Raw genomic sequence first — 16,684 nt, forward strand, 5'->3', positions numbered from 1 at the left:
AAACCTCTAAATGGTTCTTTCTGAACTTTGTCTGTCTTATTAACTCGTAGGCGGATTTAGTTTGGTTCCATTCCGGCGCTGGCGTATGGAACGCGTGGCACGTTGTCAAGCTAATTTTCTTTCCAATTTAAGCCCAATCGGAAAAGAAAATGGATCTTGCCAGCCGCGCATGGTACTAGGCGACCACGGTCACCAAGTACCATCGACACAGCTGATAACGCCAGCGCCTCCATTTCACCTTGGCAGTGTTAGAGCATTATTTTGTGAATTAGGTTAAATATTTAGATAGCTCAATTAGGATTACCTGACAGCTGTTTGTAATTCGTAGTTTTAAAGTAGATTATATGCGCATAAAAACACCAGTAAAACAGTCAGAAAACTGTTTTACTGGTGTTTTGTATTCTGACTATCACTAACTTTGCCACTTAAACAATCAATACTTGAACGTTCAACCATTGCCTGCTGAAATGGAGTCGCCAGTGGACCAGATGTGTCGATAGTTCTTAATGGTGGGCTGTGCCATTTAGAACTATGCGTGGCTGGCGAGATCCATTTTCCCGCCTGCTTTTGTTTTTATTCAGGGAAAATTAGCTCGCCAACGCGCCACTCGTTCCGTCCACTGGCGACGGAATGGAAGCTAACTTACTCAGCTTGCAGACAAACTTTAGAAAGAACCCTCTAAATTTGCTGGTCACACTTTTTTACTGGCGTAATAACGTCATTAAAATCGGAATCACAATTAAACTTAGCAAGGTTGATTCCGTCACCATTAAGGCAGCATAGTCGGCATCAGCCCCATACAATTTAGCGACAACTGGCGCATTAGTCATAACTGGCATCGCCGATTGTAAAATAAAAACTTGTTTCATCAATGTTGGTACTGGTGCTGGTAAAACCAGCAAACTCATTAGCACTGGCGCTAAAATGAAACGCCCCACTAAAATACCAATACTGTGGCGTGATAACCGCATTTGGCTCAATCCTGCGCTCTCGATCGCAATCCCAATGAAGATCATCGATAACGGAATCGTCAGCCCACCGATATAACTAAAATCAGACATCAAAAACCTCGGTACTTGAATATGTAACAATACTAAGACTACCGCCACCATAAACCCAAGCAAAGGCGGTGAAAATACTTTCTTGATCGTCGTCCACCAACTAAATTGTTCCGTGCTGGTGCCATCGCGCTTAATTAAATAAACACCTAGTGTCCAAAAGAAAGTCGTGTTGGCCATATAATAAACCAAAACGTACGGTAAACTTTTATTACCAAATAGCGCCATATTAATTGGCAAGCCGATAAAAACGGTATTCGAATTGAAGAACATTGATTCAAATAACCCCCGGCGCTCTTTGCGAATCCGAATTATTCGCGCTACCGCTACGGAAATACCAAATAAAATTAGCATTGAGATCACAGGAAACTTCAGATCTGGTAGTAAACGAAATAATTCTTTCGCCGTAAAATCACGCGTGATCGTATCCAACATATAGCAAGGTAATGCGATTTGCGTGACTAAACGTGCAATTAATTTACTACTTTTTTCGTCGAACCAGCCAGCACGTGCTAAAACGTAACCAACGACAATCATAACTAGGATGACCAAAACACCCTCGATACTTTGTAAAAATATGCCCATCAAACCACACCTTATCATTATAATAGCTATCAGTTTACCACTTTCATAACTATTTCCAAAGGCTTGCCCAACTGTTAAAACGGTTACATTTATAAAAAAAGCGGTTATAATGAAGATGACAATAAGCAAAGGAGTGAGTGACATGGCAAATTATTATGACGTCACCTTTAATACTATTGATGGAAAAGCCTTTATCAAACGTAACATTGCTTCTGATCTGCCAGCAACAAAGGTCTGGCAAGATGCTTGCGAAAAAGTTGAAGCCGACAATCTTTACATTATGATGAACGATAATACATTGGTTAATTTAGTACGCCACCATATTGTCCGGATTGATATGACTAAGTTGGACACGCCGATTGAAAAACGAGCGCGGCGCCAAGATCAATTTCTCAATACCGTTAATTCATTAGCAAATATTGGCCTGTAACCAAAAAAGCTTGACACTTATAACGCGTGCCAAGCTTTTTTATGCAAATTTTGCCAACACCGTCAAATACTTCTCAGTGCGTTGTTGCTGCAATTGTACCGCTGACCACGTCGTTAATTCAGCTAATTGCTGCTGCAATGCCTGATCAATCCGCACCATAGTTTGCTTGTCTTCAGCAATAATCTGATCGACTAAGCCAAGTTTTGCCAGCTGGGCGGCCGTCATCGGCAAATATTTGGTCAGATCTTGTGGCTCGTCACCTTTTAAAATGGCTTGGACCGCTTCCGGTGATGCCACTGAATAAATACTATTTTCCAGCATCAAAATACGGTTACTATTGGCCAATGCTAGCGCACCACCACTTTCACCCTCACCTAAAAATAAAGCAATATTCGGTACTGTCAAGCGCCCCATTTGACTAATTGTTGCCGCTAGGGCTTGGCTTTGACCGTTTAGTTCGGCCGCCACATCAGCCGCAGCGCCGGGCATATTGATCAGCGTGATCACCGGCCAACCGAATTTTTCAGCTTGGCTCAAACCCCGATTAACCTTACGATACCCCGCCGGACTTAATGCGCCAAAATGATAATCTAGCCGTTGCTGCAGTGTTGCACCACGATTAACGCCGACAAATAATGCCGTCTGCTGATGAAAGCAACCATAGCCAACCGTTACTGCTGGATCATCGGCTTGCAAGCGATCCCCATGCAGTGTGAAAAAATCTGTGGTTAACGCTGTGATCACTGCCGCAGAGCTAATTCGCTCGGCACTACGAATTTTTTTTAATTGTTCTTCTAACATCGTACGCCTCACTTTCGCTGGTGCAAGCGTAATAATTGCCCCACAACTGCTGCTAAATCAGTACGCGCGACCACAGCATCCAATTGCCCTTGCTGATACAAACTAGCAGCGCTTTGAAACGCTGGTGGCAGCGGCTCACGACTTGTTTTTTGGATGACACGTTTACCCGCAAAGCCAATTGTGGCCCCAGCTTCAGCAATCACCGTATCAGCGGCAAAAGCAAAGCTGGCACTAACGCCGCCCATGGTTGGATCCGTTAGAATATTTAGGGTGTAGTTGCCAGCCGCATTCAAGTCGTCATACGCCGCCAAAACGGTATTCATTTGTAACAACGATAAAATGCCTTCTTGCATTCGCGCACCGCCAGAAGCGATGACTAACACTAACGGTAATTGCTGCGTTTTAGCGGCCGCGATAACTTGCCGCAAACGTGCGCCGACAATCATATTCAACGTCCCCATCATAAAATGGCTATCCATTACCCCAAGCATGAAACGCTGTTGCTGCAATGTTGCCACGCCAGCTGTTAAGGCTTCTGTGGCCCCAGTTTGTTGTTGTGCCTGCGCTAATTTGGCTTGGTAGCCAGGAAAAGCAAATGGCGCCGCTGCTGTAATTTCTGGTAATGGCTGAAACTCAGTAGCTAATTGCTGTAGTCGCTGCGTTGCGGTTAAACGTAAATAATAGCCGCAATGAGGACAAATCTGCAAGCTACCCCATTCTAGACGATGAACGTTGCGCTGACACTTGGGACATTGCCGCCAAGTACCTACTGCTGGTAAATGACTCATTGGGCGTCACCTGCCAAATGGGCTAAGAAGTGGATATCCACTAAATTAGCCTGATAATTAGGTAGCGCCATGATTTGGGTCAACGTCGCTAAATTAGTCCCAATGCCTTTGATCTGTACATGTTGTAGACAACGCTGCAATTTTTCGATGGCCTTTTTTCGTGTTGGTTGCTTGACCAAAATTTTTGCCACCAAAGCATCATAATACGGTAAGATCTGATCGCCCTCTTGGTAGCCAGTATCAACGCGGGCACCAGTAAATAAACGAAACGTTTCTAACTTACCGGTTGCCAACAAGCCACCTTCAGCCTGAGCGTTTAAACGTACTTCGATAGCATGACCCTTAAAAGTTTTAGTCCCTGACTTGATCAATTGCCCCGCCGCAACTTCGATTTGCGTGACAACTAGATCCATGCCAGTAGTCATTTCGGTCACCGCATGCTCTACCTGCAGGCGCGTATTCATTTCCAAAAAATAAAATTGATGCTCAGCAAATAAAAATTCCAAAGTACCCAAACCAACATAGTCTAACCCCGACATTAACTGGCGGGCTAATTGATATAGCTTAGCCCGTTCAACCGTCGTCAAAATTGCGGCGGGACTTTCTTCAACAACTTTTTGATGATTGCGCTGTAAGCTACACTCACGATCACCGAGTAATTGTAGGTGCCCTGCCTGGTCCTGTAATACTTGCACTTCGATATGCCGGGCGCTGGTCAAATACTTTTCCAAATAAACCGCATCATTCAGGAATGCTTGGCGCGCTTCTTCTTGAATTAAGTGGTATTGATGACGTAATTCATGTTCCGATGATAGCACGCGCATGCCTTTGCCACCACCACCAAAACTAGCTTTCAGCATGACTGGATAGCCCAGATACGCCGCAGTCTGCCGTAGCGCTGCTTCATCTTTCAACGCGCTCCCACCAGGAATTACTGGCACACCTTGCTTATGCGCATAGGTTTTGGCGGCCGCTTTATCCGCCAATAAAGCAATTGTGGCGGGTTGTGGCCCGATAAACGTTAAGCCACATTCAGCACACATTTTGGCGAATAAGGCATCTTCAGCTAAGAAGCCATAACCGGGATGAACAGCGTCTGCCCCACTCAATAGCGCCGCCATTAAAATAGCTTCGCGGTTCAAGTAGCTGGACTGGGCTGTATTTGGGCCAATACAATAAGCCTCATCAGCTTGTTGCACAAATAAACTGGTCTGCTCTACTTGCGCATAAACAGCCACGGTGGCAATATTCAATTGGTGGCAAGCACGAATGATCCGCAGCGCCACTTCACCACGGTTGGCAATCAGAATTTTCTTAAACATTAGTCCGCCTCAGCGATTTTAAATAATGGCGTCGCAAATTCAACACCTTGGCCGTCACTTACATTGATTGCCGCCACGGTACCAGCAAGCGGGCTTTTAATATCATTAAATAATTTCATACTTTCAATTTGCGCCAATGTCGTCTCCGTTGTCACCTGCTGGCCAACCTTAACGAATGGTTGCTTCGTGTCATCCAACAAATGCACAATGCCCACCATTGGGCTGTTAACCGTTTTACCTTTACTGACCGGCGCTGCTTCTATTTTAGTAGCAATTTGCGGTGTTGCATTGCGTTTCACATGCAAATATAGATCCGCATCCTTTAACTCGATCTCAGCGAACTCGCTTTTAGCTAGTACCGCCAATAAATCAGCAACTTGTTTTGCGTCCATCCCCAAAGCCTCCTTAAAGTCTAATCAATAAGCTACCATAAGCTAAGCCGCCGCCAAAGCCTGACAACACTGCTAATTTACCATGTGCTTGTGGCTGAACTTCAGCTAATGCCATCGGTACACCAGCTGATGAGGTATTACCATAACGTTCCACATTAGTCGGAAATTTACTCATTGGCTGTTTTAAGGCTGCCGCAATTTTTTCAATGATCCGCAAATTAGCTTGATGACAAATAAATAAATCAACATCGTCCGCAGTTAAATTATTAGCAGCCAGCAATGTCTGGATCTGTACTGGTACGGTTTTAGTCGCAAAATCAAATACTGCGCGACCCTGCATCGTAAATGGCGCAATTGTTGGCGTATGGTCAGCTTCAATTGCTGTCAACGGTGCCACTGCGCCACTCATAATTGCCTCATGCCGGCTACCATCAGTTTGTAATCGACTATCAATAAAACTTTCAGCGCTGGCCTCATCACTAGCAGATAATAATGCACCACCGGCCCCATCACCAAAGAAGACTGCAGTTGTACGATCCTGCCAATCCAGCATCTTACTGTTAGTTTCGGCACTGATCACAATAGCATGCTTAAATTTACCTTGGCGTAAGAATTTCTCTGCTGTATCTGCAGCAAAAATAAATCCAGCGCAGGCCGCGCTAATATCAAAAGCCATCGCGTTGGTGGCCCCAATTTGTTCCTGCACCAAACAAGCTGTTGCTGGCGTCAAGTAATCCGGCGTAATCGTCGAAACAATGATCAAATCAATTTCACTGGCGGCCACGCCACTTTTAGCCAAGAGCTCAGTTGCCACTTTACTGGCCAGCACTGACGTATTTTCGTCGATGGCAATGTGGCGTGTTTTGATCCCAGTATGACTCTGAATCCACTCATCACTAGTGGGCATTAATTGACTCAATTCATCATTAGTTACAACACGCTCAGGCACATATTTTGCACTGGCCGCGATGGTCACGTAATTTGACATTGGGGAACCCCTTTTCGTTGTAATTGTTATCTATTTCAATCAGCTCTACTGGCTGCGTCATCTAAATCCAAACAGATTAATTATAATAAGCCAGCCGCAGATAAACAAGTTATCTGTCGTAACTTGAATTTTTATTAAGAATTGTCATTATAACATATTCCTCAGGTTGCAAAAAAGCCGCTGAATTTAATCTCAGCGACTTCCATATTAATCTTCTTCTTTTTGGCGCGTTAAACTGTGCCAGTAACCATAACTAAAGTAAACAACTAACCCGATCAACAACCAGATAATGAACGCTACCCAAGTAAACAGGCGCAACTGAGTCATCAGGACAATACAGAAAATAAATGATAGCCACGGCAGATACGGGTATAGCGGCACCTTAAACGACTTAGGCGCATTACCGAGAACTTTATCCTTACGTAAAAAGACAACGCCAACCGACACTAACGCAAAAGCAAATAATGTCCCAATATTAACTAACTCAGCGATGCGATCCAACGGAATAATTGCTGCAAAAATAGCGGCAATCAACCCGAAGATCCAAGTATTCAAAACAGGCACGTGCGTTTTTGGATTCAATTTCATCAATGCCTTAGGTAATAAGCCATCACGACTAATGGCAAACAACAATCGTGTGCCCCCATATGACATGACCAACAACACTGTCGTCATGCCGAGCACAGCCCCAACAGAGACAACGCCGGCCACCCAATTTTGGTGCATCAACCCTAGCGCAAAAGCGACTGGATCATCGACGTTTAACTTAGTGTAATGGACAACACCAGTAAGGACAGTCGATAAAACCGTGTACAACAAGGTGGTGATGATCAACGATGTAATAATCCCAATTGGCATATCGCGCTGCGGGTTTTTAACTTCTTCCGAGGCCGTTGATACAGCATCAAACCCGATATAAGCGTAAAAAGCAACGGACGCACCAGTCAGCACACCATGAAAACCAAAAGGTAAGAATGGATGCCAATTAGTGGGCTTAACATAAAAAGCGCCAACCACAACGAATAAAACAATGACGGAAATTTTGATCAAGACCATCACATTATTGACTCGAGTTGATTCAGAAACACCACCAGTCAGTAATAATGCGATCAATAACACAACGATAAATGCCGGCAAATTGAATACCGCACCTGGTACACTACTAGTTCCTGCCGCTGCAGTCAGCGCTACAGGTATTTTTAAGCCGAAACCAGACAGAATATTTTGGAAGTACGCTGACCAACTTACTGCCACCGACGACACGGCAAAAAGATATTCTGAAATCAAGGCCCAGCCTAAGATCCACGCCAAAAATTCGCCGAAAATACTATAAATATAAGTATAAGCACTCCCAGCTAGCGGAATGGTCGATGAAAATTCTGAGTAACACAAAGCTGCCAATGAACAAACCACCGCCGCCAATAAAAAGGAAAACATAACACCGGGACCCGTGTACTGCGCGGCTAAGATTCCCGGTAAAATGAAAATTCCTGAGCCAACGATGGCCCCAACCCCCATCATACTCAAACTAAAAGCTGATAAGTTTTTTTCTAGACCTTGTTTGGAATCCGCTAACGCATTGAGATCAATATGTTTGCGCACAAATAAATTCTTTAATGTAAACTTCACTATTAATTTCCTCCTGACACTTAAAAAAAAGGCGCAATATCGTTTTAGCGCAACCACACCCGCTGTGCTGGCCTTCTTAACCAATCGCGACATTCTCGTAAATTTCATTGTTTAGCCATTTAATTTTAATGCATCTCTTATTCACTGTCAATTTTTCTAAGAATTAAGTGTGCTAAAAAATAATTGGCTTCTAAATACTAGCGCGCCGACTTGATAACAGAGTCCTAATTTAGCTGGCCAAACTACAACATACCTCCCGCACAACCATGACTAGTTTTAGTACCAAAAAGCCTATGTACTTAGGCTAGCAGCCCAGCAGTTAGGACAAAACTCCCACAAGCTGAAGCATAGCCGGAGACAAGAAATAACGTTTTCAATCCCCTAATTTAGTGGCTAATTAACCGAATTAATAAGATACACTTCATGTACGTAAAATTTAATATATAAAAAAATCGCCGCGTAAACGACGATTTTTCAGCTTAAATAAATTGAATGAGTTGCATTAAAATCGGTACAACGATCACGAATAGTACCGTACTCGTGGTAACCACATTGGTTGCGTATTCCACATCACCATGCGACTGACCAGCTAAGATTGGTAAAACGGCTAGGCCAGGTGCAGCAGCTTGAATGATCAAGGTACTCGACTCCAAACTTGGAACCGCCGCCCCGCCACTTTTACCAATAACCAGCATTAAAATCATTAAAGCTGGTGCAACGATAAAGCGACCTAACAACGCCCAAACTGTATCGCGGTCAAAATGAATCGAGGCTAACCCTGCATCAGCTAATACGATCCCGATGTAGATCAATGACATTGGTGTGACGATACCGCCAACCATTGATAATGTACTGTCGATCCAAGTTGGTACGGGAATCGCTAATAGTAAGAAAACTAAGGCGACTAAGAACCCAATCAGTGGTGCTGGTAACAACTTACGCCAATTGAAAGGCTCCTTGTGACTTTTATCCTTGGTTGGATCATCATTAGAGATGAAGAAGACACCGACTGCCCAGGTAGAAACAGTATTCATAACGTAATAAATTAAGAAGTACGGCATACTTTTTTCACCAAATAACGCTAGATTTAGTGGTAACCCAATAAAAATTGTATTGGCGTTCACGAACATATTAATAAATGTACCGCGCCGACCTGGTCGAATCCGCAAGATTTTGGTCAATAACCACGCCACTAAATACCCTAGCGCAAAGCTACCAAAAGCGTACAATAAGCCGCCAGATAAACTGACCAATTTGTCACGTGTTAAATACTTCAACACGGAAACAAAAATTGACGCCGGTAAGGCAACATTCATAATTAGGAAAGAAATACTAGTTTTAAATTTTTCATCAAATTTATTTTTCTTGCGCAAGTAAAAACCTAACGCAATCACTAAAATAATTTCGACAACACTTTCGACTGACGTCATAAATGCAGTCATATTAACACCCCATTATTTGTATTCTGGTACCCATTTCAAGTCAGTTACCGCTGCCGTGACATCGGTAATTGATTCGCGATTTAATTTTTGATCAACGGTGCTTTGTGCAACCGCCTCAGCAACCGTTTGTGAGAATTCTGCTAATTTTGAAACTGGTGGTAATACAGCTGCACCCGGTTGGCTAGCGTCGACAATGCCACCTAAAGAATGAGCGGCAGCGGAAATCATTGTATCATTTAAGCGTGTCGCCGTCGCGGCTAATGTCCCCAGGCCTAGACCAGGATAAACTAACGCATTGTTGGCTTGCCCAATTTGGTAAGTGATACCGTTGTATGCTACGTCAGCAGCAGGAATACCGGTTGCAACTAATGCTTGACCGTCACTCCATTTAATTAGGTCAGCAGCTCTTGCTTCAGCTAACTTAGTTGGATTAGACAATGGGAAAATAATTGGCCGTGCCGTATGGGCTGCCATTTCTTTGACAATACCTTCTGTGAATGAACCTGGTTGCGTTGATGTTCCAACTAAAATTGTTGGTTGAACGGCCTTAACAACTGCCGCCAAATCAGTTAAATCAGCCGCATTAGTAAATTCACTACGGTCACGAGCAAATAATTTTTGTTCTGGTGTCAAAGTAGGATCATCGCTGAACAGCAAGCCTTGCTTATCAACTAAATAAAAATGCTTACGGGCTTCATCTTCACTCAAACCTTGTTCAACCATTTCAGAAAAGATTCGTTGTGTGATCCCTGCACCGGCAGTACCAGCACCAAATGACAGATAAACTTGGTCAGTGAATTTTTGCTTAGAAATTTGTAAAGCCCCTAAAATACCGGCTAAGACAATGATCCCTGTCCCTTGAATATCATCATTAAATGTCGTGATTTTATCTTGATAACGATTCAAAATGTTAGCCGCATTACTACGACCGAAATCTTCCCAATGCAAGTACAATTCAGGGAATAAATCTTCGGCGGCAACAACAAAGTTATCAACGAATTCATCATAACGTTGACCACGTACCCGTTCATGGCGATTACCTAGATACAATGGATCAGCCAATAATTTTTGATTATTGGTACCAGCATCTAAAACGACTGGCAAAACAGTGCTAGGATCGATTCCCGCAGCCGCTGTGTAGACCATTAGCTTACCAACCGCGATATCGACACCATTTGTGCCCCAATCGCCAATACCAAGAATTCCTTCAGCGTCAGTGACAACAATTAATTTAATATTCCGACCAGCTGCAGCGTTGCGCAGTGTTTCTTTGATCGTGGCATCGTCTTCGTCAATCGATAAGAAAGCCGCACCCTGCGCCTGAACGAATAACTCACTATAATTTTCAATCGTATCGGCAATTGTTGGATCGTAGACGATTGGCATAAATTCAACCACATGCTGGCTAAATAATTTATAGAATAAAACGCGGTTGGTATTAAAAATTTCCATCAAGAATAAACGCTTCTCTAAATCAGTTGTTTTAGTTTGGTATTGGCCGTATGTTTGCGTCACTTGTTGGTCTAATGTTTGGACCATTGGTGGTACTAAACCAGTTAAACCTAATGCTTCGCGCTCAGCGACGGTAAATGCAGTTCCTTTGTTTAAAAATGGATCATTTAAAATATTTTGTGGTGTTGTCATAATTAAGGTCTCCTTTGTTTTACTAAGTGAATGACATCAGTCTACACGGGTCAAAATATTATAGTCAAACTGCAGGGTTGTGATAAACTATTTTTATATGATCATTTAAGTACGACAAGAAATGCTGATTTATCAGCGTTTTTAACTAAACTACGATCAAAGGAGCTTATGATGAATTTACGCGACTTAACTTATTTTTCTGCTTTAGCAACTTTAAAAAATTTTACCGCGGTGGCACAACAGTTTAAAGTCAGCCAACCGACCATCACCTATGCAGTCAAACGATTGGAAAATGAGTTAGGCGCCAAATTGTTGATTCGTGATCGTTCTCATCACAAAATTGAGCTCACCACTAATGGCCAGCAATTTCAACAACACGTAACGATTATTTTGCATGAATTAAAATTAGCGCAAACAGAAATCGCCGTCAGTAACCAGCAAAAAATAAAATTCGGCCTACCACCAATTATTGGTACCTATTATTTCCCGAAATTGGCCCAGCGTTTAGCACAGGCAAATCTGATCAGCCATTTAAATACCAAAGAAGCTGGCTCCAACACCCTATTAGAACACTTACGCGCGGGCAAATTAGATCTAGCCTTACTTGGCTCAACAACACCACTAACTGATCAATTAATTGATGCTGAAGTATTGACCCAGCAGGATTTCAAAATCATCGTTAGCGCTGCTCATCCCTTGGCACAGGCTAAAACAGTCAGTTTTGCCCAATTGGCTGACGAAAAATTTGTCACACTGAAGGAAGGATTTGTTCATCCGGCTGCCCTGCGTCAACTCGCCCAATCTGCAGGCTTTACACCAAACGTGATCTACGCTACACCGGACATCAGCATACTTAAAAATATGGTGGCAGAAAATATTGGTATTGGCTTTTTGGCTGCTACCGCTATTTCTACTACTGATAACGTCATTGCTTTAGCACTAACTGACCCGCACCAACCACGCTTCTTAATTTCATTGGCTTACCGTAAAAATCAGGTACAGTCCGACCTACAACAAAAATTAATTGAGCAACTGCAACAACCGCTGGACTAAAAACGCCGCCAACTGGCAATCCATATTTGGAAAGCCAAGCTGACGGCGTTTGTTTATCTTAATTAGCAGTGTAATTTTCGAGTCCTTTATAAACTAATTGAGCAACTTGTTGTTGATAAGAACTAGAACTAATATACGAATAATCAGTATAATCGTTGATATAACCCATTTCTAACAGAACCCCTGGCATCGTGCTGTCGCGGATAACTTGGAAGTTACCATAGGCGGTGCCGCGATTATCCAACGTTAAAGAATTCAATGATTTGGATAAGGCTTTGGCAAATGGCTTACTGGCTTTATGGTAGTAATAAGTCGTGAAACCAGTTGCCGTATTAGCTTCTGGTGAAGAATCAAAATGGAAACTAATAAATAGACTAGCACCGCGTCTGTTGGCTAACTTCGGTCGTGATGCCAAAGCAACAGTGGTATCGCTGCTACGTGTCATGATAATACGCGCATGGCTAGCTTTGAGTTGCGCTTGCAACGCTTGTGCCATTTGTAGCGTATACTTCTTTTCATAAGTGCCGTTAGTCGCTAAGGCACCAGAATCAACGCCACCATGCCCTGCATCAATGACAATTGTCTGCTCGGCTAAACGATTAGTCGCAGTCGTCGCGTTGTAGTCACTGCTAATTAGCCACGAAGGCAACCAACCTGTTTTTCCGTCGTAGGTAACTTTATCCCAGCCCTTTTTCTTAGCAATATAGCCGACTTTAGCGCCGCTTTTAACCGTAGCCACTGCCTTACTGGAATTTGGTGACTGGCGCATGATCAGTGCTGGTGCAGAAATAGTAATCGTCTTCGTCGGCGCTGTCGTCTGTTGCGAAGAATGATGTTTGATTCCAATCACAACTACACCTAAGACCGCCAATAATATTAATATTTGGACGATGCGTAATCGCATTATTTGTTTTTTCCGTCGCTGTTGTGCTCGCTTCAAACCAGTCACCTTTTCATCATCTAATTTAATTCGTAATATCTATTCTACCCATTTTAACTAAAATTAACCTTAAAATTTTAGTTAATAATTCAAGTAAACGCTTTAATACCGCTTTTTTCAGCCAGCCCTTTTTACTGGTATGATCAGCTTAACCAACAATAAAAATTATTTATTGTGAATAATGCCGCGCTTGTTCAAAATTTCAATTATCTAAAACCACATATAAAAGATCCCTTGCATCAGCATCACTGATACAAGGGATCTTTTATAAAGGTGGACTTAAAGCCCTATTATGGAGGCGGCGGGAGTCGAACCCGCGTCCAAGCATATTGCCTCTAAGATATCTACGCTCATAGTTATCCTATTTCAAAATTCACCTAACACAAACGCCAGACAACACGGCAACCAGCATTAGGCTAACCTGATAATCTCTTGCAACAACTTCAGGTGTGAGTTATTACCGTAGTCCACTTAATTTAAGACCCGTATCCAACACATGGACGATGTTAGGCGGATCTACGCAGCTACTGTTTAGGCAGCTAAAGCGTAAGAGTTGTTATTATTTTTTGCAGTTATATTAACTGTTAACGTTTTAACGTAGCCGTAACCTACGAAGCGCAATCTTAGCTCAAACTACACCTGTCGAATCCTAAACGTCCCCATATATTACCTTAATAGTATAGCATCGTTTGGCTAAGGCGCCAAGTGGTTTGCTTAGAATACTTCCCCAGTAAATGGTTTTTCAGGCAAGTCAATAAAATTAAGCTGACTTAATTCAGCGAGCTGGTGACAATAATAATGTAACCCTTGCGCAATCATCAAGTTGACCCGCTGATGGTTTTCATAATAGACCAACACTGGAATTTTGTTTGCAACAGCAAAGCCAATTTCAAACATGGTGCCAGGATCACTATTCTCGGCTTCGTAATCGTAAATTGCTACAACCACATCAGCATTCTCAAGACCAGCTAGATCTTCGTGGTAAACCAGATTACGCCATTGTGGTGTCCCAATTTCTAACCCTGTAGCGTTAGTATCATTCATTGGTACAAAAATATTACCCACACTAGGATTAGTTTTTAAGGTTTGTTCCACTGCTTGCAAACGCTGGATCTGATCATCATTGAAAAAAGGTGCTGCAAGATAAATATTAGCTGCCACGATAAATTGTCCCCTAACTGAAATTAATAGTGTCATCATTATACGTTGAATCCGAACAAAGTTCAATCTATATTGCCAGCCATTCGGCTTAGCATACCTTATTTGAACACAAAAACACCCGCTACCTCTGTACAAAATAGCGAGTGTTTTTACGTTTAGCTGGCGATAAATTGACGATCAGCTAATTTAATTTTAACGTCGCCTTGTTGGGCGATTTTTGTATCATGTGTAACGATGATTACCGTTTTATGATGTTCGTGGGCAAAATTTTGAAATAATTTAACGATCATCGCTGAATTTTCATCATCCAAGTTACCAGTTGGTTCATCAGCGATCACGATATTCGCATCCACCAGCATGGCACGAATAATTGCCACGCGCTGTTGCTGGCCACCGGAAAGCTGCTGGACATTTTTCTTAGCATCGGCAGCTTCGATTCCAACACCAGCCAACGCATCAAGGACGTATTGTTTGTCATTTTTATGTTCCGAGTCAGTAACAGCTAGTGCCGTCAAAACGTTATCTAACGCAGACATATAAGCTAATAAATTATATTGTTGGAACACGATAGCGACTTTATGCTTACGATAATTAGTAGCACCAATTTTTTCAATGTTTTCACCATCTAGGAAAATCTCACCTGATTGGGGCTTATCTAACCCAGCAATAAATGCCAGAAAAGTTGTTTTACCAGACCCAGATGCACCAATAATCGTATAAACCTTAGCATCTTCAAAACTAAGATTAACATTTTCGTATAACGGTTTACCCGTTTTGCCGTACCAGTGAGCTAAATTTTTAACAGTTAACATGTGTGGCCTCCTCTGGCGCTATTCGCCAATTAAGATATCCTTCGGTCGCAAGCGCAAGATACTAATGGCAGAAACGCAAACAGCCAGCGCTATAATGACTAAGCCCATCCCACCAAGTTTGATGACTGAGCTTGGCGTGATGCTAGTATTCAGTGTTTTCAGCGCTTTTTTATTTGCCGCGCTAGTATTAGACTGATTAGTCATCATGCCACCACCAGTTTTACCACCTGGCATATTGCCGCTTGGAGCGCCACCACCGGGAGCACCACTCGTTGTTGTGCTGGAAACTGAGGTTGTTTGTTGTTGTGATAACAACTGATTCCCAACCTTATTACCAACAAATCCACCTAATAGTGTCGCGATTACCATAGCACCAATTAAAATCATAAACATTTCAGTAAATAACTGACCAACAATGTGTAACTTCGATTCACCTAACGAAACTAAAACACCAATTTCGCGTTGGCGCGTACGAACCGATAAAATAATGATCAATCCGAGAATAATCGTGCCGGCAATAGCCACTAACCACACAATTTTCTTTGCAAAAGACTGCACATTTTTCATTGGTTGAAGTAATTGTTGGTAACTAGCATCATCGGAACTAACAGAGAAGGCAGAACTGGCAATGATATTTTTGATCTGTTTTGTCGTTGCTTTTTCCTTAGCCGAGTTCTCCAAAGTATAGGTCACCGTGCTTGACTTGCCAGCAGTACCACTGATACTAGCCGGTAAAGTATAACTCGTGTAAATCGTATTACTAGGATCATTGCCTGGCATACCGGTACTGCTAGTCTTAGCTTTGTAAATACCAACCACGTGTAACTTGAGTTTTTTAGCACTGGTGGCCGTCGTTTTAATCGTAATCGTATCACCGACTTTAACACTATTATCAGTGGCCAATTCTTTTTCAATCACGACATTTTTGGTATTGGCATCACTAGCCTTAATATTGCGTCCAGAAACTAATTTAGCTTCGTTACTGGTAAACGTCGCGGTATGAGCAGTACTAGATACACCAGTGACTGTAATATCACCAGAATTAGCACTCATGCCCCCACCGCCACCTGGCATGTTGCCACCACCCATACTACTAGTACCAGTAGTGGTAGAAACCGCATCAAACGAACTAGCGTTAACTGAAGCGGTGTTAGTGATATTATAATACGCCACCGTACTTAAATTACCCGCCTTAGCGATTTTTGTATTGGCAACTGTTGGCGTTGTCAACGTTTTTGTCTTGCTCGAACTAGAGCGCATCTGGGAAAACATTTTATCCCGATTTGCCGAAACGGTGATTGTGGTACCAGCGGATTTAGTGACGTTATTCGTCGCTGTGATCGCCGCATTTTGAATAATAATTCCGGATAATACAAACACTAAAATAGCTGACATAATCAAAAGCATTAGCAGACTTTGACCCTTTTTATGCGTCAAATATAGTCGCGAACGTTTGAGATAGTTCATCCTCTCATCTCCTCGTATTATTAAATTTAGAAACTTACTTCTTTGTACTTAACGACTCAGGTGCTGCGGGCGATAGCCATTCTTGTGGCAAAGCCCGCTCATCATTAAGTTTCATAATAACGAGCTTAGCTTAAATGAAAATTAAACGACACAACAAAAAAAGCCACCGCAA

The 16,684-nt window shown here is 42.6% G+C and carries 14 protein-coding genes, 1 other RNA gene and 1 pseudogene; 2 read left to right on the top strand and 14 right to left on the bottom strand.

The window, feature by feature from the left end; all coding sequences use genetic code 11:
• Positions 1-701 precede the first annotated feature (701 nt).
• The gene (locus EKM80_RS02770) at positions 702-1,643 is read right to left on the bottom strand and encodes an AEC family transporter (protein ID WP_125551599.1); all 942 of its coding nucleotides are present in this window, start codon (positions 1,641-1,643) and stop codon (positions 702-704) included.
• 142 nt (positions 1,644-1,785) lie between these two features.
• Here EKM80_RS02770 and EKM80_RS02775 point away from each other — a divergent pair, with 142 nt between their 5' ends.
• Entirely contained in the window at positions 1,786-2,073 is a 288-nt protein-coding gene (locus EKM80_RS02775; RefSeq protein WP_125551600.1) for a chromosome partitioning protein ParB, read from the top strand.
• A 39-nt stretch (positions 2,074-2,112) separates the two neighbouring features.
• Here EKM80_RS02775 and accA read toward each other — a convergent pair whose 3' ends face one another.
• From accA to EKM80_RS02815, 8 genes and pseudogenes are all read right to left on the bottom strand, one after another.
• A complete protein-coding gene (accA, locus tag EKM80_RS02780; protein ID WP_125551601.1) occupies positions 2,113-2,874 on the bottom strand; it encodes a carboxyltransferase subunit alpha in 762 nt (253 codons plus the stop codon).
• 8 nt (positions 2,875-2,882) lie between these two features.
• Positions 2,883-3,662 (bottom strand): acetyl-CoA carboxylase carboxyltransferase subunit beta, encoded by a 780-nt coding sequence (locus EKM80_RS02785; protein WP_125551602.1) that lies wholly within the window; start codon positions 3,660-3,662, stop codon positions 2,883-2,885.
• Positions 3,659-4,984: an acetyl-CoA carboxylase biotin carboxylase subunit gene (locus EKM80_RS02790; protein WP_125551603.1), complete on the bottom strand. Its 1,326-nt coding sequence runs from the start codon at positions 4,982-4,984 to the stop codon at positions 3,659-3,661. The genes EKM80_RS02785 and EKM80_RS02790 overlap by 4 nt, the downstream gene beginning before the upstream one ends.
• Positions 4,984-5,376: an acetyl-CoA carboxylase biotin carboxyl carrier protein gene (locus tag EKM80_RS02795; RefSeq protein ID WP_125551604.1), complete on the bottom strand. Its 393-nt coding sequence runs from the start codon at positions 5,374-5,376 to the stop codon at positions 4,984-4,986. The genes EKM80_RS02790 and EKM80_RS02795 overlap by 1 nt, the downstream gene beginning before the upstream one ends.
• Positions 5,377-5,389: 13 nt before the next feature.
• Complete coding sequence (locus tag EKM80_RS02800) at positions 5,390-6,364, bottom strand: beta-ketoacyl-ACP synthase III (RefSeq protein WP_125551605.1); 975 nt, start codon at positions 6,362-6,364, stop codon at positions 5,390-5,392.
• A 207-nt stretch (positions 6,365-6,571) separates the two neighbouring features.
• Positions 6,572-7,993, bottom strand: a complete 1,422-nt coding sequence (locus EKM80_RS02805; RefSeq protein WP_125551606.1) for an APC family permease — start codon at positions 7,991-7,993, stop codon at positions 6,572-6,574.
• A gap of 479 nt (positions 7,994-8,472) precedes the next feature.
• Positions 8,473-9,435 carry an AEC family transporter gene (locus EKM80_RS02810; RefSeq protein WP_125551607.1) on the bottom strand — a complete coding sequence of 321 codons (963 nt, stop codon included), beginning with the start codon at positions 9,433-9,435 and terminating at the stop codon, positions 8,473-8,475.
• A gap of 12 nt (positions 9,436-9,447) precedes the next feature.
• Positions 9,448-11,088: pseudogene (locus EKM80_RS02815) on the bottom strand (malolactic enzyme); the annotation flags it as partial.
• Between the two features lie 159 nt (positions 11,089-11,247).
• On the opposite strand from EKM80_RS02815, the gene EKM80_RS02820 reads away from it, so the two are divergent.
• Positions 11,248-12,132, top strand: a complete 885-nt coding sequence (locus EKM80_RS02820) for a LysR family transcriptional regulator (protein ID WP_225418792.1) — start codon at positions 11,248-11,250, stop codon at positions 12,130-12,132.
• Positions 12,133-12,190: 58 nt separating this feature from the next.
• Here EKM80_RS02820 and EKM80_RS02825 read toward each other — a convergent pair whose 3' ends face one another.
• The 5 genes from EKM80_RS02825 to EKM80_RS02845 all read right to left on the bottom strand — a co-directional run bounded on the left by EKM80_RS02825 (position 12,191) and on the right by EKM80_RS02845 (position 16,512).
• Positions 12,191-13,036, bottom strand: a complete 846-nt coding sequence (locus tag EKM80_RS02825; RefSeq protein WP_225418793.1) for an N-acetylmuramoyl-L-alanine amidase — start codon at positions 13,034-13,036, stop codon at positions 12,191-12,193.
• A gap of 326 nt (positions 13,037-13,362) precedes the next feature.
• Positions 13,363-13,733, bottom strand: a transfer-messenger RNA (tmRNA) gene (gene ssrA, locus EKM80_RS02830).
• A gap of 53 nt (positions 13,734-13,786) precedes the next feature.
• Positions 13,787-14,233: a nucleoside 2-deoxyribosyltransferase gene (locus tag EKM80_RS02835; RefSeq protein WP_125551610.1), complete on the bottom strand. Its 447-nt coding sequence runs from the start codon at positions 14,231-14,233 to the stop codon at positions 13,787-13,789.
• 155 nt (positions 14,234-14,388) lie between these two features.
• Positions 14,389-15,045 (bottom strand): ABC transporter ATP-binding protein, encoded by a 657-nt coding sequence (locus EKM80_RS02840; protein WP_125551611.1) that lies wholly within the window; start codon positions 15,043-15,045, stop codon positions 14,389-14,391.
• A gap of 18 nt (positions 15,046-15,063) precedes the next feature.
• Positions 15,064-16,512, bottom strand: a complete 1,449-nt coding sequence (locus EKM80_RS02845; RefSeq protein WP_125551612.1) for an ABC transporter permease — start codon at positions 16,510-16,512, stop codon at positions 15,064-15,066.
• Positions 16,513-16,684: the final 172 nt, after the last annotated feature.

This window comes from Loigolactobacillus jiayinensis, from assembly GCF_003946445.1.
Classification (GTDB): Bacteria; Bacillota; Bacilli; order Lactobacillales; family Lactobacillaceae; genus Loigolactobacillus; species Loigolactobacillus jiayinensis.

Excerpts from the sequence above, each read along its gene's own strand:
- EKM80_RS02785 (WP_125551602.1), bottom strand. The coding sequence starts at position 3,662 with ATGAGTCATTTACCAGCAGTAGGTACTTGGCGGCAATGTCCCAAGTGT.
- EKM80_RS02810 (WP_125551607.1), bottom strand. The coding sequence starts at position 9,435 with ATGACTGCATTTATGACGTCAGTCGAAAGTGTTGTCGAAATTATTTTA.
- EKM80_RS02820 (WP_225418792.1), top strand. The coding sequence starts at position 11,248 with ATGATGAATTTACGCGACTTAACTTATTTTTCTGCTTTAGCAACTTTA.
- EKM80_RS02795 (WP_125551604.1), bottom strand. The coding sequence starts at position 5,376 with ATGGACGCAAAACAAGTTGCTGATTTATTGGCGGTACTAGCTAAAAGC.
- EKM80_RS02775 (WP_125551600.1), top strand. The coding sequence starts at position 1,786 with ATGGCAAATTATTATGACGTCACCTTTAATACTATTGATGGAAAAGCC.
- EKM80_RS02840 (WP_125551611.1), bottom strand. The coding sequence starts at position 15,045 with ATGTTAACTGTTAAAAATTTAGCTCACTGGTACGGCAAAACGGGTAAA.
- EKM80_RS02770 (WP_125551599.1), bottom strand. The coding sequence starts at position 1,643 with ATGGGCATATTTTTACAAAGTATCGAGGGTGTTTTGGTCATCCTAGTT.
- accA (WP_125551601.1), bottom strand. The coding sequence starts at position 2,874 with ATGTTAGAAGAACAATTAAAAAAAATTCGTAGTGCCGAGCGAATTAGC.
- EKM80_RS02825 (WP_225418793.1), bottom strand. The coding sequence starts at position 13,036 with ATGCGATTACGCATCGTCCAAATATTAATATTATTGGCGGTCTTAGGT.
- EKM80_RS02800 (WP_125551605.1), bottom strand. The coding sequence starts at position 6,364 with ATGTCAAATTACGTGACCATCGCGGCCAGTGCAAAATATGTGCCTGAG.
- EKM80_RS02790 (WP_125551603.1), bottom strand. The coding sequence starts at position 4,984 with ATGTTTAAGAAAATTCTGATTGCCAACCGTGGTGAAGTGGCGCTGCGG.
- EKM80_RS02845 (WP_125551612.1), bottom strand. The coding sequence starts at position 16,512 with ATGAACTATCTCAAACGTTCGCGACTATATTTGACGCATAAAAAGGGT.